The sequence below is a fragment of the Roseovarius sp. MBR-78 genome (assembly GCF_040547535.1).
Lineage (GTDB): Bacteria > Pseudomonadota > Alphaproteobacteria > Rhodobacterales > Rhodobacteraceae > Roseovarius.
Genome location: NZ_JBEPPX010000024.1, coordinates 20,725 through 33,517, shown reverse-complemented (window position 1 = coordinate 33,517; position 12,793 = coordinate 20,725). Strand labels below are relative to the sequence as shown.

General features: G+C 64.6%; 21 protein-coding genes. 18 read left to right on the top strand and 3 right to left on the bottom strand.

Annotated elements, in window-relative coordinates:
• Positions 1-56: 56 nt before the first annotated feature.
• From ABIE58_RS16355 to ABIE58_RS16340, 4 genes are all read left to right on the top strand, one after another.
• The gene (locus ABIE58_RS16355; protein ID WP_354545776.1) at positions 57-554 is read left to right on the top strand and encodes a MarR family winged helix-turn-helix transcriptional regulator; all 498 of its coding nucleotides are present in this window, start codon (positions 57-59) and stop codon (positions 552-554) included.
• Entirely contained in the window at positions 551-1,252 is a 702-nt protein-coding gene (locus ABIE58_RS16350) for a response regulator (protein WP_354545775.1), read from the top strand. Before ABIE58_RS16355 ends, ABIE58_RS16350 begins: the two co-directional genes overlap by 4 nt.
• A gap of 138 nt (positions 1,253-1,390) precedes the next feature.
• Positions 1,391-1,882, top strand: coding sequence for a hypothetical protein (locus ABIE58_RS16345; RefSeq protein ID WP_354545774.1), 492 nt, complete (start codon positions 1,391-1,393; stop codon positions 1,880-1,882).
• A gap of 221 nt (positions 1,883-2,103) precedes the next feature.
• Complete coding sequence (locus ABIE58_RS16340; RefSeq protein WP_354545773.1) at positions 2,104-4,095, top strand: methylmalonyl-CoA mutase family protein; 1,992 nt, start codon at positions 2,104-2,106, stop codon at positions 4,093-4,095.
• Positions 4,096-4,120: 25 nt separating this feature from the next.
• On the opposite strand, the gene ABIE58_RS16335 is transcribed toward ABIE58_RS16340, so the two are convergent.
• Positions 4,121-4,498, bottom strand: coding sequence for a DUF4168 domain-containing protein (locus ABIE58_RS16335; protein ID WP_354545772.1), 378 nt, complete (start codon positions 4,496-4,498; stop codon positions 4,121-4,123).
• Between the two features lie 181 nt (positions 4,499-4,679).
• Here ABIE58_RS16335 and ABIE58_RS16330 point away from each other — a divergent pair, with 181 nt between their 5' ends.
• Entirely contained in the window at positions 4,680-5,120 is a 441-nt protein-coding gene (locus ABIE58_RS16330) for a GNAT family N-acetyltransferase (RefSeq protein ID WP_354545771.1), read from the top strand.
• 45 nt (positions 5,121-5,165) lie between these two features.
• On the opposite strand, the gene ABIE58_RS16325 is transcribed toward ABIE58_RS16330, so the two are convergent.
• Both ABIE58_RS16325 and ABIE58_RS16320 read right to left on the bottom strand, forming a co-directional pair.
• Complete coding sequence (locus tag ABIE58_RS16325) at positions 5,166-5,921, bottom strand: class II aldolase and adducin N-terminal domain-containing protein (RefSeq protein ID WP_354545770.1); 756 nt, start codon at positions 5,919-5,921, stop codon at positions 5,166-5,168.
• Complete coding sequence (locus ABIE58_RS16320) at positions 5,918-6,361, bottom strand: VOC family protein (RefSeq protein ID WP_354545769.1); 444 nt, start codon at positions 6,359-6,361, stop codon at positions 5,918-5,920. Before ABIE58_RS16320 ends, ABIE58_RS16325 begins: the two co-directional genes overlap by 4 nt.
• An 84-nt stretch (positions 6,362-6,445) precedes the next feature.
• Here ABIE58_RS16320 and ABIE58_RS16315 point away from each other — a divergent pair, with 84 nt between their 5' ends.
• From ABIE58_RS16315 to rpmD, 13 genes are all read left to right on the top strand, one after another.
• A complete protein-coding gene (locus ABIE58_RS16315) occupies positions 6,446-7,918 on the top strand; it encodes an AMP nucleosidase (RefSeq protein WP_354545768.1) in 1,473 nt (490 codons plus the stop codon).
• Positions 7,919-8,054: 136 nt separating this feature from the next.
• Entirely contained in the window at positions 8,055-8,342 is a 288-nt protein-coding gene (locus ABIE58_RS16310; protein ID WP_354545767.1) for an HU family DNA-binding protein, read from the top strand.
• 234 nt (positions 8,343-8,576) lie between these two features.
• Complete coding sequence (rpmC, locus tag ABIE58_RS16305; protein ID WP_354545798.1) at positions 8,577-8,789, top strand: 50S ribosomal protein L29; 213 nt, start codon at positions 8,577-8,579, stop codon at positions 8,787-8,789.
• 4 nt (positions 8,790-8,793) lie between these two features.
• Complete coding sequence (gene rpsQ / locus ABIE58_RS16300; protein ID WP_354545766.1) at positions 8,794-9,024, top strand: 30S ribosomal protein S17; 231 nt, start codon at positions 8,794-8,796, stop codon at positions 9,022-9,024.
• Positions 9,025-9,100: 76 nt separating this feature from the next.
• Positions 9,101-9,469: a 50S ribosomal protein L14 gene (gene rplN, locus ABIE58_RS16295; RefSeq protein WP_354545765.1), complete on the top strand. Its 369-nt coding sequence runs from the start codon at positions 9,101-9,103 to the stop codon at positions 9,467-9,469.
• A 1-nt stretch (position 9,470) separates the two neighbouring features.
• The gene (rplX, locus tag ABIE58_RS16290) at positions 9,471-9,782 is read left to right on the top strand and encodes a 50S ribosomal protein L24 (protein ID WP_354545764.1); all 312 of its coding nucleotides are present in this window, start codon (positions 9,471-9,473) and stop codon (positions 9,780-9,782) included.
• A complete protein-coding gene (rplE, locus tag ABIE58_RS16285; RefSeq protein ID WP_354545763.1) occupies positions 9,775-10,338 on the top strand; it encodes a 50S ribosomal protein L5 in 564 nt (187 codons plus the stop codon). Before rplX ends, rplE begins: the two co-directional genes overlap by 8 nt.
• A 19-nt stretch (positions 10,339-10,357) precedes the next feature.
• On the top strand, positions 10,358-10,663 hold the full coding sequence (gene rpsN, locus ABIE58_RS16280; protein ID WP_354545762.1) for a 30S ribosomal protein S14: 306 nt from the start codon (positions 10,358-10,360) through the stop codon (positions 10,661-10,663).
• Positions 10,664-10,676: 13 nt separating this feature from the next.
• Complete coding sequence (rpsH, locus tag ABIE58_RS16275) at positions 10,677-11,069, top strand: 30S ribosomal protein S8 (protein WP_354545761.1); 393 nt, start codon at positions 10,677-10,679, stop codon at positions 11,067-11,069.
• A gap of 13 nt (positions 11,070-11,082) precedes the next feature.
• Positions 11,083-11,616 (top strand): 50S ribosomal protein L6, encoded by a 534-nt coding sequence (rplF, locus tag ABIE58_RS16270; RefSeq protein WP_354545760.1) that lies wholly within the window; start codon positions 11,083-11,085, stop codon positions 11,614-11,616.
• A 12-nt stretch (positions 11,617-11,628) separates the two neighbouring features.
• Complete coding sequence (rplR, locus tag ABIE58_RS16265; RefSeq protein ID WP_354545759.1) at positions 11,629-11,988, top strand: 50S ribosomal protein L18; 360 nt, start codon at positions 11,629-11,631, stop codon at positions 11,986-11,988.
• 13 nt (positions 11,989-12,001) lie between these two features.
• Positions 12,002-12,574, top strand: a complete 573-nt coding sequence (rpsE, locus tag ABIE58_RS16260) for a 30S ribosomal protein S5 (protein WP_354545758.1) — start codon at positions 12,002-12,004, stop codon at positions 12,572-12,574.
• Between the two features lie 13 nt (positions 12,575-12,587).
• Positions 12,588-12,776 (top strand): 50S ribosomal protein L30, encoded by a 189-nt coding sequence (gene rpmD, locus ABIE58_RS16255; protein WP_354545757.1) that lies wholly within the window; start codon positions 12,588-12,590, stop codon positions 12,774-12,776.
• The last annotated feature ends 17 nt before the right edge of the window (positions 12,777-12,793 follow it).

The following is a 12,793-nucleotide window of genomic DNA, read 5'->3' as shown; positions in this document are numbered from 1 at the left end:
ATAAAGCTGACGTAATACTGAGGCAGGAAACCATGAATTGTGAACGGGGTGTAGGTATGGGCGAGATGCAGGGCGGCGAAAACCTGTTGTTTCTCACCGATGAGCAGTTGCGGCAGGGCATCGAGGCGATGTTCTTCGCCTATCGCGGCTTTACCGCCGATCCCGACCGTATCCTTGCGACGATGGCCTATGGTCGCGCGCATCACCGGGCGCTGCATTTCATCGCGCGCATCCCCGGCACCACGGTCAACAACCTGCTGGCGATCCTCGGCGTGACCAAGCAATCGCTCAACCGGGTGTTGCGCACGCTGATCGAGGATGGCCTTGTGCAAAGCCGCGTCGGCACCACCGACCGGCGCGAACGGCACTTGACGCTGACCGAGGCGGGGGCCACGCTGGAACGCAAGCTGTCGGATGCACAGCGCGCCCGGATGCGCGCCGCCTATCGCGCCGCCGGGCCGCAGGCGGTGGCGGGGTTCCGGCAGGTACTCGAAGCGATGATGGAGCCCGATCTGCGCCGCCGCTACCACGCGATCAGGGAGTCCGACACATGACCGAGCCCGCCCCGCACCTGCTCATCGTGGATGATGACGAGCGGATCCGCGACCTGCTGCGCAAATTCTTGATACGGCACGGGTTTCTTGTCTCTGTCGCGCGCGACGCCGCCCATGCGCGGCGGGTGCTGGCGGGGCTCGATTTCGACCTGATCGTGATGGATGTGATGATGCCCGGCGAAAGCGGGCTGGAACTGACCCGCGCCTTGCGCGAGACCCACAGCACGCCCATTCTGCTGCTCACGGCCAAGGGCGAGACCACCGACCGCATCGAGGGGCTGGAGGCGGGGGGCGATGACTATTTGCCCAAGCCGTTCGAGCCGCGCGAGCTTTTGCTGCGGATCAACGCGATCCTGCGGCGGATGCCCGAGCCGGAACCCGAGGAAAAACAGTCGCGGCTCGTGCAGATGGGCCTTGTGCGCTATGACATGGAGCGCGGCGAGTTGAGCCGGGGCGGCACGGTCGTCAAATTGACCGCGACCGAGGTGCAACTCATGCGCATTTTCACCAGCAACCTGCGGCAGGCCGTGAGCCGTGCGCGGCTGGTCGAGGAACTGGGGCGCGATGACGGGCAGGCGCAGGAGCGCGCGGTGGATGTGCAGATCACCCGCCTGCGCCGCAAGATCGAGGCCGACCCCAAGCAGCCGCGCTATTTGCAGACGGTGCGCGGCGAGGGTTATATGCTGGCCCCGGATTGAGGCGATAGGCGCGGCAATACATTCACACACGCATATGTGATGAGGCGAGGCGATTTTCCCGGTTGCAATCGCATCCCCGGAACGGCTTTCTATCTTTGCCCATCTTGGGCGGATATCGTTTTCAGGGAGTGACCCAAAATGTCTTTTGCCAAGTTTCTCGGCGCCGCTGGTTTCATGCTGGTGAGCAGCGCCGCGCTTGCCGCGCCGGTCAGCGTCAGCACCGTTCTCGACCCCAAGGAGCAGATGCGTTTCGAGATGGGCGACGGCACGCCGCATTTCGTTCTCGCCGTGCGCCGCGAGGGGGTCGCCGAGGGCGAGGGGGTGCTGGCCGATACCGACGTGACAGAATTCGGCTGGCACGACATTAACCCGCCCTACGCGGGCGACCCGCGCGGCTATCTGCGCTTTACCGCCGAAAACGGCGATGTGGCGATCGTGAAATTCACCGTGCGCGCGGTGTTCATGAAGGGCGCGGACAAGCCCGCGCTGCATGATGACGGGTTCTGGGAACTGGTCAACGGCACCGGGAAATTCGCCGGGCTGCGCGGCGTGGGCCATCTCAAGATCGAGCCTGCAGGCGGCCCCAGGCGGATGTTCACCCTCACCGGCGAAATCAACGACGCTCCCTGAGCGGGGCGGGGCGGGGCAGGCGGGGCGCGGTGCCTGCCTGCCCTTTTCGTGTCTCGCGCGGCGGTGTCTGCGGCCCCATCATTTCGCGCGGGGGCGGGTGGTGAATGACACCAATGCGCGGCGCGCTCTTGCCGCAATGCAGCGAATTGACAGGGCCAGTTTGTTGCCGTATCCCTGCGCATAACGTAAGAAAATTGCGCAGCAGATTCACGAGGCCGCCCATGTCGCAGACGCAGCAAGACCGCCCCGCCGAGCAACCCCGCGACAAGCCCTGGCTTATCCGCACCTATGCCGGCCATTCCACCGCGCGCGCCTCGAACGCGCTTTACCGCGCCAACCTTGCGCGCGGTCAGACCGGGCTTTCCGTGGCCTTCGATCTGCCAACGCAAACGGGCTATGACAGCGATCATGTGTTGGCGCGCGGCGAGGTGGGAAAGGTCGGCGTGCCGGTCAGCCATCTGGGCGACATGCGCACGCTGTTTGCCGAGATCCCGCTCGATCAGATGAACACCTCGATGACCATCAACGCCACCGCGCCCTGGCTTCTGGCGCTCTATATCGCCGTGGCCGAGGAACAGGGCGCGGATGTCTCGGCGTTGCAAGGCACGGTGCAGAATGACCTGATAAAGGAATACCTCTCGCGCGGCACCTATATCTGTCCGCCCGCGCCGAGCCTCAAGATGATCGGCGACGTGGCCGAATATTGCTATCGCAATGTGCCGAAATGGAACCCGATGAACGTGTGTTCCTACCACCTGCAAGAGGCCGGTGCCACGCCCGAGCAAGAGCTTGCCTTTGCGCTGGCCACCGCCGTTGCCGTGCTGGACGAGTTGCGCCCGCGCGTGCCGGAGGCGGATTTCCCGGCGCTGGCGGCGCGGATTTCGTTCTTCGTCAACGCAGGCATCCGGTTTGTCACCGAGATGTGCAAGATGCGCGCCTTTGTCGATCTGTGGGACGAGATATTGCAGGAGCGTTATGGCGTCAGCGACCCCAAGCACCGCCGGTTCCGCTATGGCGTGCAGGTCAACTCGCTGGGCCTGACCGAGCAGCAGCCGGAAAACAACGTCTACCGCATCCTGATCGAAATGCTGGCGGTGACGCTCAGCAAAAAGGCGCGTGCCCGCGCCGTGCAGCTTCCGGCGTGGAACGAGGCGCTGGGACTGCCGCGCCCCTGGGATCAGCAATGGTCGATGCGGATGCAGCAGATATTGGCCTATGAGACGGATTTGCTCGAATTCGACGACCTCTTTGACGGCAACCCGGCGGTGGATGCCAAGGTCGAGGCGCTGAAAGACGGCGCGCGGCATGAACTGGCCAATATTGACGGCATGGGCGGCGCGGTTGCGGCGATCGAGCATATGAAATCGCGGCTGGTGGAGAGCAATGCCGAGCGGCTGGCCCGGATCGAGGCAGGCGAGACGGTGGTGGTGGGCGTCAACCGCTGGCAGGAGGGCGAGCCCTCGCCGCTGCAAACCGAGGATGGCGGGATCATAGTGGTTGACCCGGCGGTGGAAGCCGAGCAGATCGCGCAGCTTGCGGAATGGCGCGCGGGGCGCGACGGCGCGGCGGTGCAGGCGGCGCTCGCGGATCTGCGCGCGTCGGCGCGCGACGGGCGCAACATCATGCCCGCCTCGATTGTCTGCGCGCGTGCGGGCGTGACCACCGGCGAATGGGCCGCCGAGATGCGCGCCGTGCATGGCGAATATCGGGGCCCGACGGGGGTATCGTCGAACCCGTCGAACCGCACCGAGGGGCTGGACGATCTGCGCGCGGCGGTGGATGCGGTGTCGGGGCGGCTGGGGCGGCGGCTGCGGTTTCTGATGGGCAAGCCGGGGCTGGACGGCCATTCCAACGGGGCCGAGCAGATCGCCTGCCGCGCCCGCGATTGCGGCATGGATATCCGCTATGAGGGTATCCGCCTCACGCCCGAGCAGATCGTTGCCGCCGCGCAGGATGACGTCGCGCATGTGGTGGGCTTGTCGATCCTGTCAGGATCACACATGCCGTTGGTCGAAGAACTGATGGATCGGATGCGCGCCGCCGGTCTGGGCCATGTGCCGGTGGTGGTCGGCGGGATCATCCCAGACGACGACGCCGCGCGCCTGCGCGCGATGGGGGTGGCGCGGGTCTATACGCCCAAGGATTTCGAACTCAACACCATCATGACGGATATCGTCACGCTGGCCGACCCGGAGGCGGTGGCGGCGGAGTGATCCCCCGCCGCGCGCCGCACCGGGGTTACTGCTCGCGCAGCTCTGCGATGCGTGTGACGATCCGCCGGTTGAGCGCCTCGTTCTCGCTTGCTGCGTTGGCGATGGCAACATAGCTCTTCACGTCGATGTTCTCGACCTCTGCCACGGCGGCGGCGGCGGCGTCGTTGGCCTCTTTGGCAAGCGCCTGTTGCGCCGCCTCGTCGTTGGCCCCGTCGATCCGCGGGCCGTAATCCTTGCGCACCTCTTCGACCGCGAGGATCGCAGTGACAAAGGCCGCGACCTGCGCATCGGTCACGTCCTTGGCGGCGATCTGCGGCGGTGGCACCTGTTGGGCCGCTAGCGGCGTGGCAAGGGCGAGCGCGGTGGCGCTCAGGAGGGCGGCAAGGCGGGTTTTGAAGGTCAAGTCTGTCTCCTGTCTCATGGTCTTGCCGCGCGCCTCGCGGCGCGCGTCTGCGCTTGAGGTGGACGCTCGCGCCACGTGTGGCAACCCGGTCGGCAAAAAAATGCCGAGCGGCGCGGCGGTTTCCGGCTGGTGTGGCGGGGGAGGGCGGTGCAGGATAGGGGCGGTTGCCCGAGGAGCCGCCATGACGCTGACCATCCGCCCCATCGAGACCGGCGACAAGCGCGCCTGGGCCGCGCTCTGGCGGGCCTATCTGGCGTTTTACGAGACGACCCTGCCCGAGGCGGTCTATGATATCACCTTTGCGCGGCTCACCTCGCCGGATCACCCCGATCAGGGCGGGCTTCTGGCCGAGATGGCGGGCGTGCCGGTGGGGCTGGTGCATGTCATTACCCATCCGCATAACTGGCGGGTGGAAAAGGTCACCTACCTGCAAGACCTCTATACCGCCCCCGAGGCGCGCGGGCGCGGCGTAGGGCGCGCGCTGATCGAGGCGGTCTATGCCCGCGCCGATGCTGAGGGCTGTCCCTCGGTCTATTGGCTGACGAAGGATTTCAATAGCTGCGCGCGGCAGCTTTATGACCGTATCGGCACGCTGACGCCGTTCATCAAGTATAGCCGCTGAGGCGCGCTGCGGCTTTTGGGTCTGAGCGCGCCCTCGCCATGATGCTCAGGCCGCGTAATCGGCATCTTCGGCGTCGAGAATCGCCTTGAGTTCGTCAAGGTGGCGCTCGGCCTGTTCGGGGTAGTCTTCGAGTTCGCGCGCGGTTTTCTCGGCCACCGCATCCGAGAGCACGCGCAGGGGCCGCCCGGTCTGGAGCGCGCGGATATAGGTCTCGGCGGCGCGCTCGAAATAATAGAGCCGGTTGAAGGTGTCGGCCACCGTATCGCCGATCACCATGACCCCATGATTGCCCATGATCATGACCTTTTGTTTCGGGTCATGGAAAAGCTGGGCGCAGCGCGCGCCCTCATCCTCGAAGGCCAGCCCGCCATAGCCTTCGTCGATCACATATCGGTTGAAGAAGGTGGCGCAGTTCTGGTCGATGGGGGGCAGGCGGCTGTCGGCGAGGCAGGCGAGCACGGTGGCGTGGATCGAATGCACATGCATGGCGCAGCGCGCGTGGGGGCAGTGCCGGTGCAGCCCGCCATGCAGGCCCCAGGCGGTCGGGTCAGGGGCGTCGGGGCCGTCCATGGTGGCCGGGTCTTCGGCATCCACCTCGATCAGGTCGCTGGCCTTGATGCGGGCGAAATGCCGCTGGTTGGGGTTCATCAGAAAACGCGTGCCGTCCTCGTTGATGGCGAGGCTGAAATGGTTGGCCACCGCCTCGTGCATCCCCAGCCGCGCGGTCCAGCGAAAGGCGGCGGCGAGGTCCACGCGCTCTTGCCAGTGGTCCATGTTGGGGCGCAGGTTGGTTACGGTCATATGTCGTTCCTTTCGTCATCGGTGAGGGGGCGCGAGGCCACCCAGGCATAGCCGTTTTCGCACAGGATGCAGGTCTCGCGCAGGCCATGCGGCTTGTTGGTGGGGGTTTGCAGGATATGGCCGCCCGCGGCTTTGGCGCGCGCGGCGGCGGCGTCGGGGTCGGAGTCAAAAAGGTGCAGCGATGCGCCCGCGCCGCGCGGCGGGGTCTCAGGGACGAGGCCAAGCAGCGGGTGCGTGCCATAGGTGTGGTCGGCGTGAAGCTGGATCAGGTGGCCGTGATAGGCCATGATCGCGAAATCCTCGCTCACCCGGTGTGCCGTCATGCCGAAGACATCGCGCAGGAACGCAGCCTGGGTTTTCACGTCGCGCACGAGGATGTTGAGGCCAAAGCCCCGCAGGCTTGCCCCGAATGCCTCGGGGCTGACGGTGTCGTACTCCATCTGCGCGCTCCTTTTCGCCGCAGCTTGATCGTGCCGTCGCCGCGTGTCAACGTGGCGCGCATGATCCAAACACAGGATGCCGCCATGCCCGCGTCTGACCCCGCGACCCTGCCCCCCGGCCTGCCGGGGCCGAAGGCGTTTACCGAGGCCCGCGCCGCGGTGGACCGGCTGTGCCAGCTTTACGAGGGCGGCACACGGTTTCTGTGCGAGGCCTTCGCGCGCGCGATGGGCGGCAATATCCCGTCCCGGCGCGTGCGCGCCTTCTACCCCGAAATCCGGCTGAGCACGACAACCTATGCCACCATCGACAGCCGGTTGAGTTTCGGCCATGTTTCCAATCCCGGCACCTATGCCGCGACCATCACCCGGCCCGACCTGTTCCGCGGCTATCTCGAACAGCAGCTTGGCCTTTTGCTGCACAATCACGGCGTGCCGGTCACCATCGGCCTGTCGCAGACGCCCATGCCGGTGCATTTCGCCGTGGCGGGCGAGGCGGGCCTTACCGTGCCGCAGGAGGGGGCGGCGGCGTTCACCCTGCGCGATGTGTTCGACGTGCCCGATCTGGCGGCGATCAACGATGATATCGTCAACGGCACATGGGCAGGGCCGGGGGCGCGCCCGCTGGCACCTTTTACCGCGCAGCGGGTGGATTACTCGCTGGCGCGGCTGGCGCATTATACCGCCACCGATCCGGGGCATTTCCAGAACCACGTGCTGTTCACCAACTATCAGTTCTACGTCGCCGAGTTCGAGGCCTTCGCGCGCCGCGCGCTCGCGGAACCCGATAGCGGCTATTGCGAATTCGTGGTGCCGGGAAATGCCGCGATCACCGGGGCGGGCGGGGTGTTGAAGGCCCCCGACAGCCTGCCGCAGATGCCCGCCTATCACCTCAAGCGCGCCGATGGGTCGGGCATTACCCTCGTGAATATCGGCGTCGGGCCGTCCAACGCCAAGACGGCGACCGATCATATCGCGGTGCTGCGGCCCCATGCCTGGATCATGGTGGGCCATTGCGCGGGGCTGCGCAATTCGCAATCCTTGGGCGATTTCGTGCTGGCGCATGCCTATTTGCGCGAGGATCGCGTGCTCGATGCCGATCTGCCTGCATGGGTGCCGATCCCGGCACTGGCGGAAATCCAGATCGCGTTGCAAGAGGCGGTGGCGGCGGAGACCGAGCTTGATGGCTTTGACCTCAAGCGCGTGATGCGCACCGGCACGGTGGCGAGCGTTGACAACCGCAACTGGGAATTGCGCGACCAATCGGGGCCGATCCAGCGGCTGAGCCAGTCGCGCGCTATCGCGCTCGACATGGAAAGCGCCACCATCGCCGCCAACGGATTCCGCTTTCGCGTGCCCTATGGCACGCTCTTGTGTGTGTCCGACAAGCCGCTTCAGGGCGAGCTGAAACTACCGGGCATGGCCTCGGATTTCTACAAATCCCAGGTCGCGCGGCACCTGATGATCGGGATTCGCGCGATGGAATCGCTGCGCAAAATGCCGCTTGAACGTATCCACAGCCGCAAATTGCGCAGCTTTGAAGAGACAGCGTTCCTTTGAGCGCGCGAAAATCCGCACAAAATAGGGGAAAACGCTTGGCTTTTGGCCCCTAGTCGTTGTGTTCGACCACATCATGGCGTTTAATCTCGCCACCGAGGCCCCAGAGAACGGGCAGTGATACGAAGGAGACCGAAAAATGGCGAAACCGATGACCAAGACCCAGCTTGTGGCCGCTCTGGCCGAGGAGATGGGCAGCGACAAGAAAACTGCCGGCGGCGCGCTTGATGCCGTGGTGGCGATCATCAACCGCGAAGTGGCGGCAGGCGGGGCGGTGACGCTGCCCGGCGTGGGCAAGTTCTATTGCCGTGAGCGGCCCGAGCGCATGGTGCGCAACCCCGCAACCGGCGAGCAGATGAAGAAGGCCGCCGACAAGCAGGTCAAGGTGACCGTGGCCAAGGCGCTCAAGGATAGCGTGAACGGCTGAGCCGTCGCGGCGGGCCGTCCGGTGCCGGGCGGCCCTGACGGGGCCACGCGCCCCCCTTGTGGCGGGGCGGCGATTCAGCGCTTGCCCTCCACGACGCCCTCCCCTATAGAACGCCAATCCGCGCCCCCGGCCTGTGCCGGGGATTCGCGTATTGAAATCCATCCACCGGGTGACGGGTGACCCTGAAGCAGATGTCAGGGGCCGGCCGGTGTCATGACAAAGGAAGATATGGCGATGAAAGCCACGGAATTGCGCGACAAGACCCCGGACCAGCTCCGGGAAGAGCTTGTCCGGCTCAAGAAAGAACAGTTCAACCTGCGCTTCCAGGCGGCGACCAGCCAGCTTGAAAACTCCGCGCAGATGCGCCGCGCCCGTCGCGATGCCGCGCGCGTCAAGACGATCCTCAACGAAAAGGCCCGTGGTGCGGCCGCCGAAGCGGGAGCCTGAGACCATGCCCAAACGTATCCTGCAAGGCACCGTCACCTCGGACGCCAACGCCCAGACCGTGACCGTCTCGGTCGAGCGCCGCTTCAAGCACCCCGTGCTCCAGAAGACGATCCGCAAGTCCAAGAAATACCGGGCGCATGACGAGAACAACACCTTCAAGAAAGGTGACGCGGTGCGTATCATCGAATGCGCCCCGAGATCCAAGACGAAACGCTGGGAGGTGCTGGAGGCCTGATCCTTCGCACCATCCGGTTTGATCGAAACCCTGGGGGAATTAACCAGAACAGCCCCCACAGGTCGGGAGAAACCCTATGATCCAGATGCAGACCAATCTGGATGTCGCTGACAACTCCGGCGCACGCCGGGTGCAGTGCATCAAGGTGCTTGGTGGCTCGCATCGCCGCTACGCATCGGTAGGCGACATCATCGTCGTCTCCGTGAAAGAGGCCATTCCGCGCGGCCGCGTGAAAAAGGGCGACGTGCGCAAGGCCGTCGTCGTGCGCACCGCCAAGGAGGTCCGTCGCGAGGATGGCACCGCCATCCGCTTTGACCGCAACGCCGCGGTGATCCTCAACAACTCCGGCGAACCGATCGGCACCCGTATTTTCGGGCCGGTGGTGCGCGAGTTGCGTTCCAAGAACTTCATGAAGATCATCTCGCTCGCCCCGGAGGTGCTGTAAGATGGCCGCGAAACTGAAAAAAGGTGACACCGTCGTGGTGCTCGCCGGCAAGGACAAGGGCCAGAAGGGCACCATCCTCAGCGTTGACCCCAAGGCCGGCAAGGCCGTGGTCGAGGGCGTGAACATGGCCATTCGCCACACCCGCCAGAGCCAGTCTACCCAGGGCGGCCGCATCCCCAAGGCGATGCCGATCGACCTGAGCAACCTTGCCATGCTCGACAAGAACGGCAAACCCACGCGCGTCGGCTTCAAGATCGAAGGCGACAAGAAGGTGCGTTTCGCCAAGACCACGGGGGACGCGATCGATGCTTGATACCGCAACCTATACCCCGCGCCTGCGCACGCAGTTCCGCGATGTCATCAAGCCCGCTCTGAAGGAAGAGTTCGGCTATACCAATGACATGATGATCCCGCGGCTGGAAAAGATCGTGCTCAACATCGGCTGTGGTGCCGAGGCGGTGCGCGATTCCAAGAAGGCCAAATCGGCGCAGGAAGACCTGACCGCCATCGCAGGCCAGAAGGCCGTGACCACCAAGGCGCGCAACTCCATCGCTGGCTTTCGCCTGCGCGAGGGGATGCCTGTCGGTGCCAAGGTCACGCTGCGCGGCGACCGGATGTATGATTTCCTCGACCGCCTGATCACCGTGGCCATGCCCCGTATCCGCGACTTCCGCGGCGTCTCGGGCAAGTCGTTCGACGGCAATGGCAATTACGCGATGGGCCTCAAGGAACACATCGTCTTTCCCGAAATCAACTTCGACAAGGTCGACGAAGTCTGGGGGATGGACATCATCATCACAACCACGGCGAAGACCGACGCTGAAGCCAAGGCGCTGTTGAAGCATTTCAACATGCCCTTCAACAGCTGAGCCGGGGGAGGATCAAGACATGGCCAAGAAATCAATGATCGAGCGCGAGAAGAAGCGCCAGAAGCTGGTGGATCAATACGCCACCCGGCGCGCCGCGCTCAAGGCGATCATCAAGGACGAAGCAAAGCCGATGGAAGAGCGCTTCCGCGCCTCTCTCAAGCTCGCGCAACTGCCGCGCAACAGCTCTGCCACGCGCCTGCACAATCGCTGCCAGCTTACGGGGCGTCCGCACGCCTATTACCGCAAGCTGAAAATCAGCCGGATCGCCCTGCGCGATCTCGGCTCTGCCGGGCAGTTGCCCGGTGTCGTGAAATCGAGCTGGTGAGGAGGGCGCAGATATGAACGATCCTATCGGCGATATGCTCACCCGTATCCGCAACGCACAGATGCGCGGCAAGACCGTCGTGCGCTCTCCCGCGTCCAAGATGCGCGTGCGCGTTCTCGATGTGCTGGCCTCGGAGGGCTATATCCGCGGCTACGAGGCCGCGACCGGTGCCACCGGCCACCCCGAGCTTGAAATCAGCCTCAAGTATTACGAGGGCATCCCCGTCATTCGCGAGATGAAGCGGGTCTCCAAGCCCGGTCGTCGCGTCTATATGGGCGTGAGTGACATTCCGCAGGTCCGTCAGGGCCTCGGCGTGTCGATTGTCTCCACCCCCAAGGGTGTGATGTCGGATGCAGCTGCACGCGCCGCCAATGTCGGTGGCGAAGTGCTCTGCACGGTATTCTGAGGGAGGCCCGGACATGTCACGTATCGGAAAACAACCCGTGGCCCTGCCCGATGGCGTCTCTGCGACGCTCTCGGGCCAGACCATCGAAATCAAGGGCCCCAAGGACGCCAAGAGCTTTACCGCGACCGACGATGTGACCATCACCATCGAGGATGGCATCATCAAGGTCACGCCGCGCGGCAAATCCAAGCGCGCGCGCCAGCAATGGGGCATGACCCGCACGGTCATCGCCAACATGGTGCACGGGGCCAAGGACAATTTCCGCCAGGAGCTGGAAATCCGCGGCGTTGGTTATCGTGCCGCGGTGCAGGGCAACGTGCTCAGGCTCAATCTCGGCTACAGCCATGACGTGGATTTCGCGATCCCCGATGGTGTGACCGTGACGGCTCCCAAGCAGACCGAACTGGTCATCGAGGGTACCGATAAGCAGCTCGTCGGACAGGTCGCGGCCAATATCCGTGACTGGCGTCGGCCCGAGCCCTACAAGGGCAAGGGCATCCGCTACAAGGGCGAGTATATCTTCCAAAAGGAAGGCAAGAAGAAGTAAGGGACGCGACAGATGGCAAACAGCAAGAGAAAACTGTTCCTCAAACGCCGCCTGCGCGTTCGGAGCAAACTTCGGAAGGTCAATGCCGGGCGCGTGCGCCTGAGCGTTCACCGGTCCAACAAGAATATCAGCGTGCAGCTCATCGACGATGTGCGCGGCATCACGCTGGCGGCGGCCTCGACCTTGGAAAAGGATCTGGGTTTCGTCGGCAAATGCACCGTCGCAGCGGCGGCCAAGGTGGGCGAAACGGTTGCCGAACGGGCGAAACAGGCCGGGGTGACCGAGGCCTATTTCGACCGGGGCGGCTTCATCTATCATGGCCGTGTCAAGGCGTTGGCAGATGCCGCGCGTGACGCCGGTCTGAAGATCTGAGGAGACGAGAGAGATGGCAAGAGAAGACAACCGCCGCGACCGTCGCGACCGCGATGAAACGCCGGAATTCGCCGACCGCCTCGTCGCGATCAACCGCGTCAGCAAGACGGTGAAGGGCGGCAAGCGCTTCGGGTTCGCGGCGCTCGTCGTCGTGGGCGACCAGAAAGGCCGCGTCGGCTTTGGCAAGGGCAAGGCCAAGGAGGTCCCCGAGGCGATCCGCAAGGCCACCGAGGCCGCCAAGCGGGGCATGATGCGTGTGCCGCTGCGCGAGGGCCGCACCCTGCACCATGACATCGAGGGCCGTCACGGCGCCGGCAAGGTGGTGATGCGCACCGCCCCGCACGGCACCGGGATCATCGCGGGCGGGCCGATGCGCGCCGTGTTCGAGATGCTGGGGCTTCAGGATGTGGTCGCCAAGTCGAACGGCTCGCAGAACCCCTATAACATGATCCGCGCCACGCTCGACGGCCTGCGCAAGCAGACCAGCCCGCGCATGGTGGCACAGCGTCGCGGCAAGAAGGTCGCCGACATCCTGCGCAAGGGTGACGAGGCCCCGGCCGCCGCGCCCGAAGCCGTTGAAGCGTAAGGAGACCTGAGACATGGCTAAGACCATCGTTGTCAAGCAGATCGGCTCTCCGATCCGCCGCCCCGAAAAGCAGCGCCAGACCCTGATCGGGCTGGGGCTGAACAAGATGCACAAGACCCGCGAGCTTGAAGACACCCCCGCCGTGCGCGGCATGGTCGCCAAGATCCCGCATATGGTCGAGATCATCGAGGAAAAGGGCTGAGAGCCGTTTTCTTGAAA

What these genes read in the sequence shown, in the direction of transcription:
- ABIE58_RS16355 (WP_354545776.1), top strand. Translation starts at nt 57, where the DNA reads ATGGGCGAGATGCAGGGCGGCGAAAACCTGTTGTTTCTCACCGATGAG.
- ABIE58_RS16350 (WP_354545775.1), top strand. Translation starts at nt 551, where the DNA reads ATGACCGAGCCCGCCCCGCACCTGCTCATCGTGGATGATGACGAGCGG.
- ABIE58_RS16345 (WP_354545774.1), top strand. Translation starts at nt 1,391, where the DNA reads ATGTCTTTTGCCAAGTTTCTCGGCGCCGCTGGTTTCATGCTGGTGAGC.
- ABIE58_RS16340 (WP_354545773.1), top strand. Translation starts at nt 2,104, where the DNA reads ATGTCGCAGACGCAGCAAGACCGCCCCGCCGAGCAACCCCGCGACAAG.
- ABIE58_RS16330 (WP_354545771.1), top strand. Translation starts at nt 4,680, where the DNA reads ATGACGCTGACCATCCGCCCCATCGAGACCGGCGACAAGCGCGCCTGG.
- ABIE58_RS16325 (WP_354545770.1), bottom strand. Translation starts at nt 5,921, where the DNA reads ATGACCGTAACCAACCTGCGCCCCAACATGGACCACTGGCAAGAGCGC.
- ABIE58_RS16320 (WP_354545769.1), bottom strand. Translation starts at nt 6,361, where the DNA reads ATGGAGTACGACACCGTCAGCCCCGAGGCATTCGGGGCAAGCCTGCGG.
- ABIE58_RS16315 (WP_354545768.1), top strand. Translation starts at nt 6,446, where the DNA reads ATGCCCGCGTCTGACCCCGCGACCCTGCCCCCCGGCCTGCCGGGGCCG.
- ABIE58_RS16310 (WP_354545767.1), top strand. Translation starts at nt 8,055, where the DNA reads ATGGCGAAACCGATGACCAAGACCCAGCTTGTGGCCGCTCTGGCCGAG.
- rpmC (WP_354545798.1), top strand. Translation starts at nt 8,577, where the DNA reads ATGAAAGCCACGGAATTGCGCGACAAGACCCCGGACCAGCTCCGGGAA.
- rpsQ (WP_354545766.1), top strand. Translation starts at nt 8,794, where the DNA reads ATGCCCAAACGTATCCTGCAAGGCACCGTCACCTCGGACGCCAACGCC.
- rplN (WP_354545765.1), top strand. Translation starts at nt 9,101, where the DNA reads ATGATCCAGATGCAGACCAATCTGGATGTCGCTGACAACTCCGGCGCA.
- rplX (WP_354545764.1), top strand. Translation starts at nt 9,471, where the DNA reads ATGGCCGCGAAACTGAAAAAAGGTGACACCGTCGTGGTGCTCGCCGGC.
- rplE (WP_354545763.1), top strand. Translation starts at nt 9,775, where the DNA reads ATGCTTGATACCGCAACCTATACCCCGCGCCTGCGCACGCAGTTCCGC.
- rpsN (WP_354545762.1), top strand. Translation starts at nt 10,358, where the DNA reads ATGGCCAAGAAATCAATGATCGAGCGCGAGAAGAAGCGCCAGAAGCTG.
- rpsH (WP_354545761.1), top strand. Translation starts at nt 10,677, where the DNA reads ATGAACGATCCTATCGGCGATATGCTCACCCGTATCCGCAACGCACAG.
- rplF (WP_354545760.1), top strand. Translation starts at nt 11,083, where the DNA reads ATGTCACGTATCGGAAAACAACCCGTGGCCCTGCCCGATGGCGTCTCT.
- rplR (WP_354545759.1), top strand. Translation starts at nt 11,629, where the DNA reads ATGGCAAACAGCAAGAGAAAACTGTTCCTCAAACGCCGCCTGCGCGTT.
- rpsE (WP_354545758.1), top strand. Translation starts at nt 12,002, where the DNA reads ATGGCAAGAGAAGACAACCGCCGCGACCGTCGCGACCGCGATGAAACG.
- rpmD (WP_354545757.1), top strand. Translation starts at nt 12,588, where the DNA reads ATGGCTAAGACCATCGTTGTCAAGCAGATCGGCTCTCCGATCCGCCGC.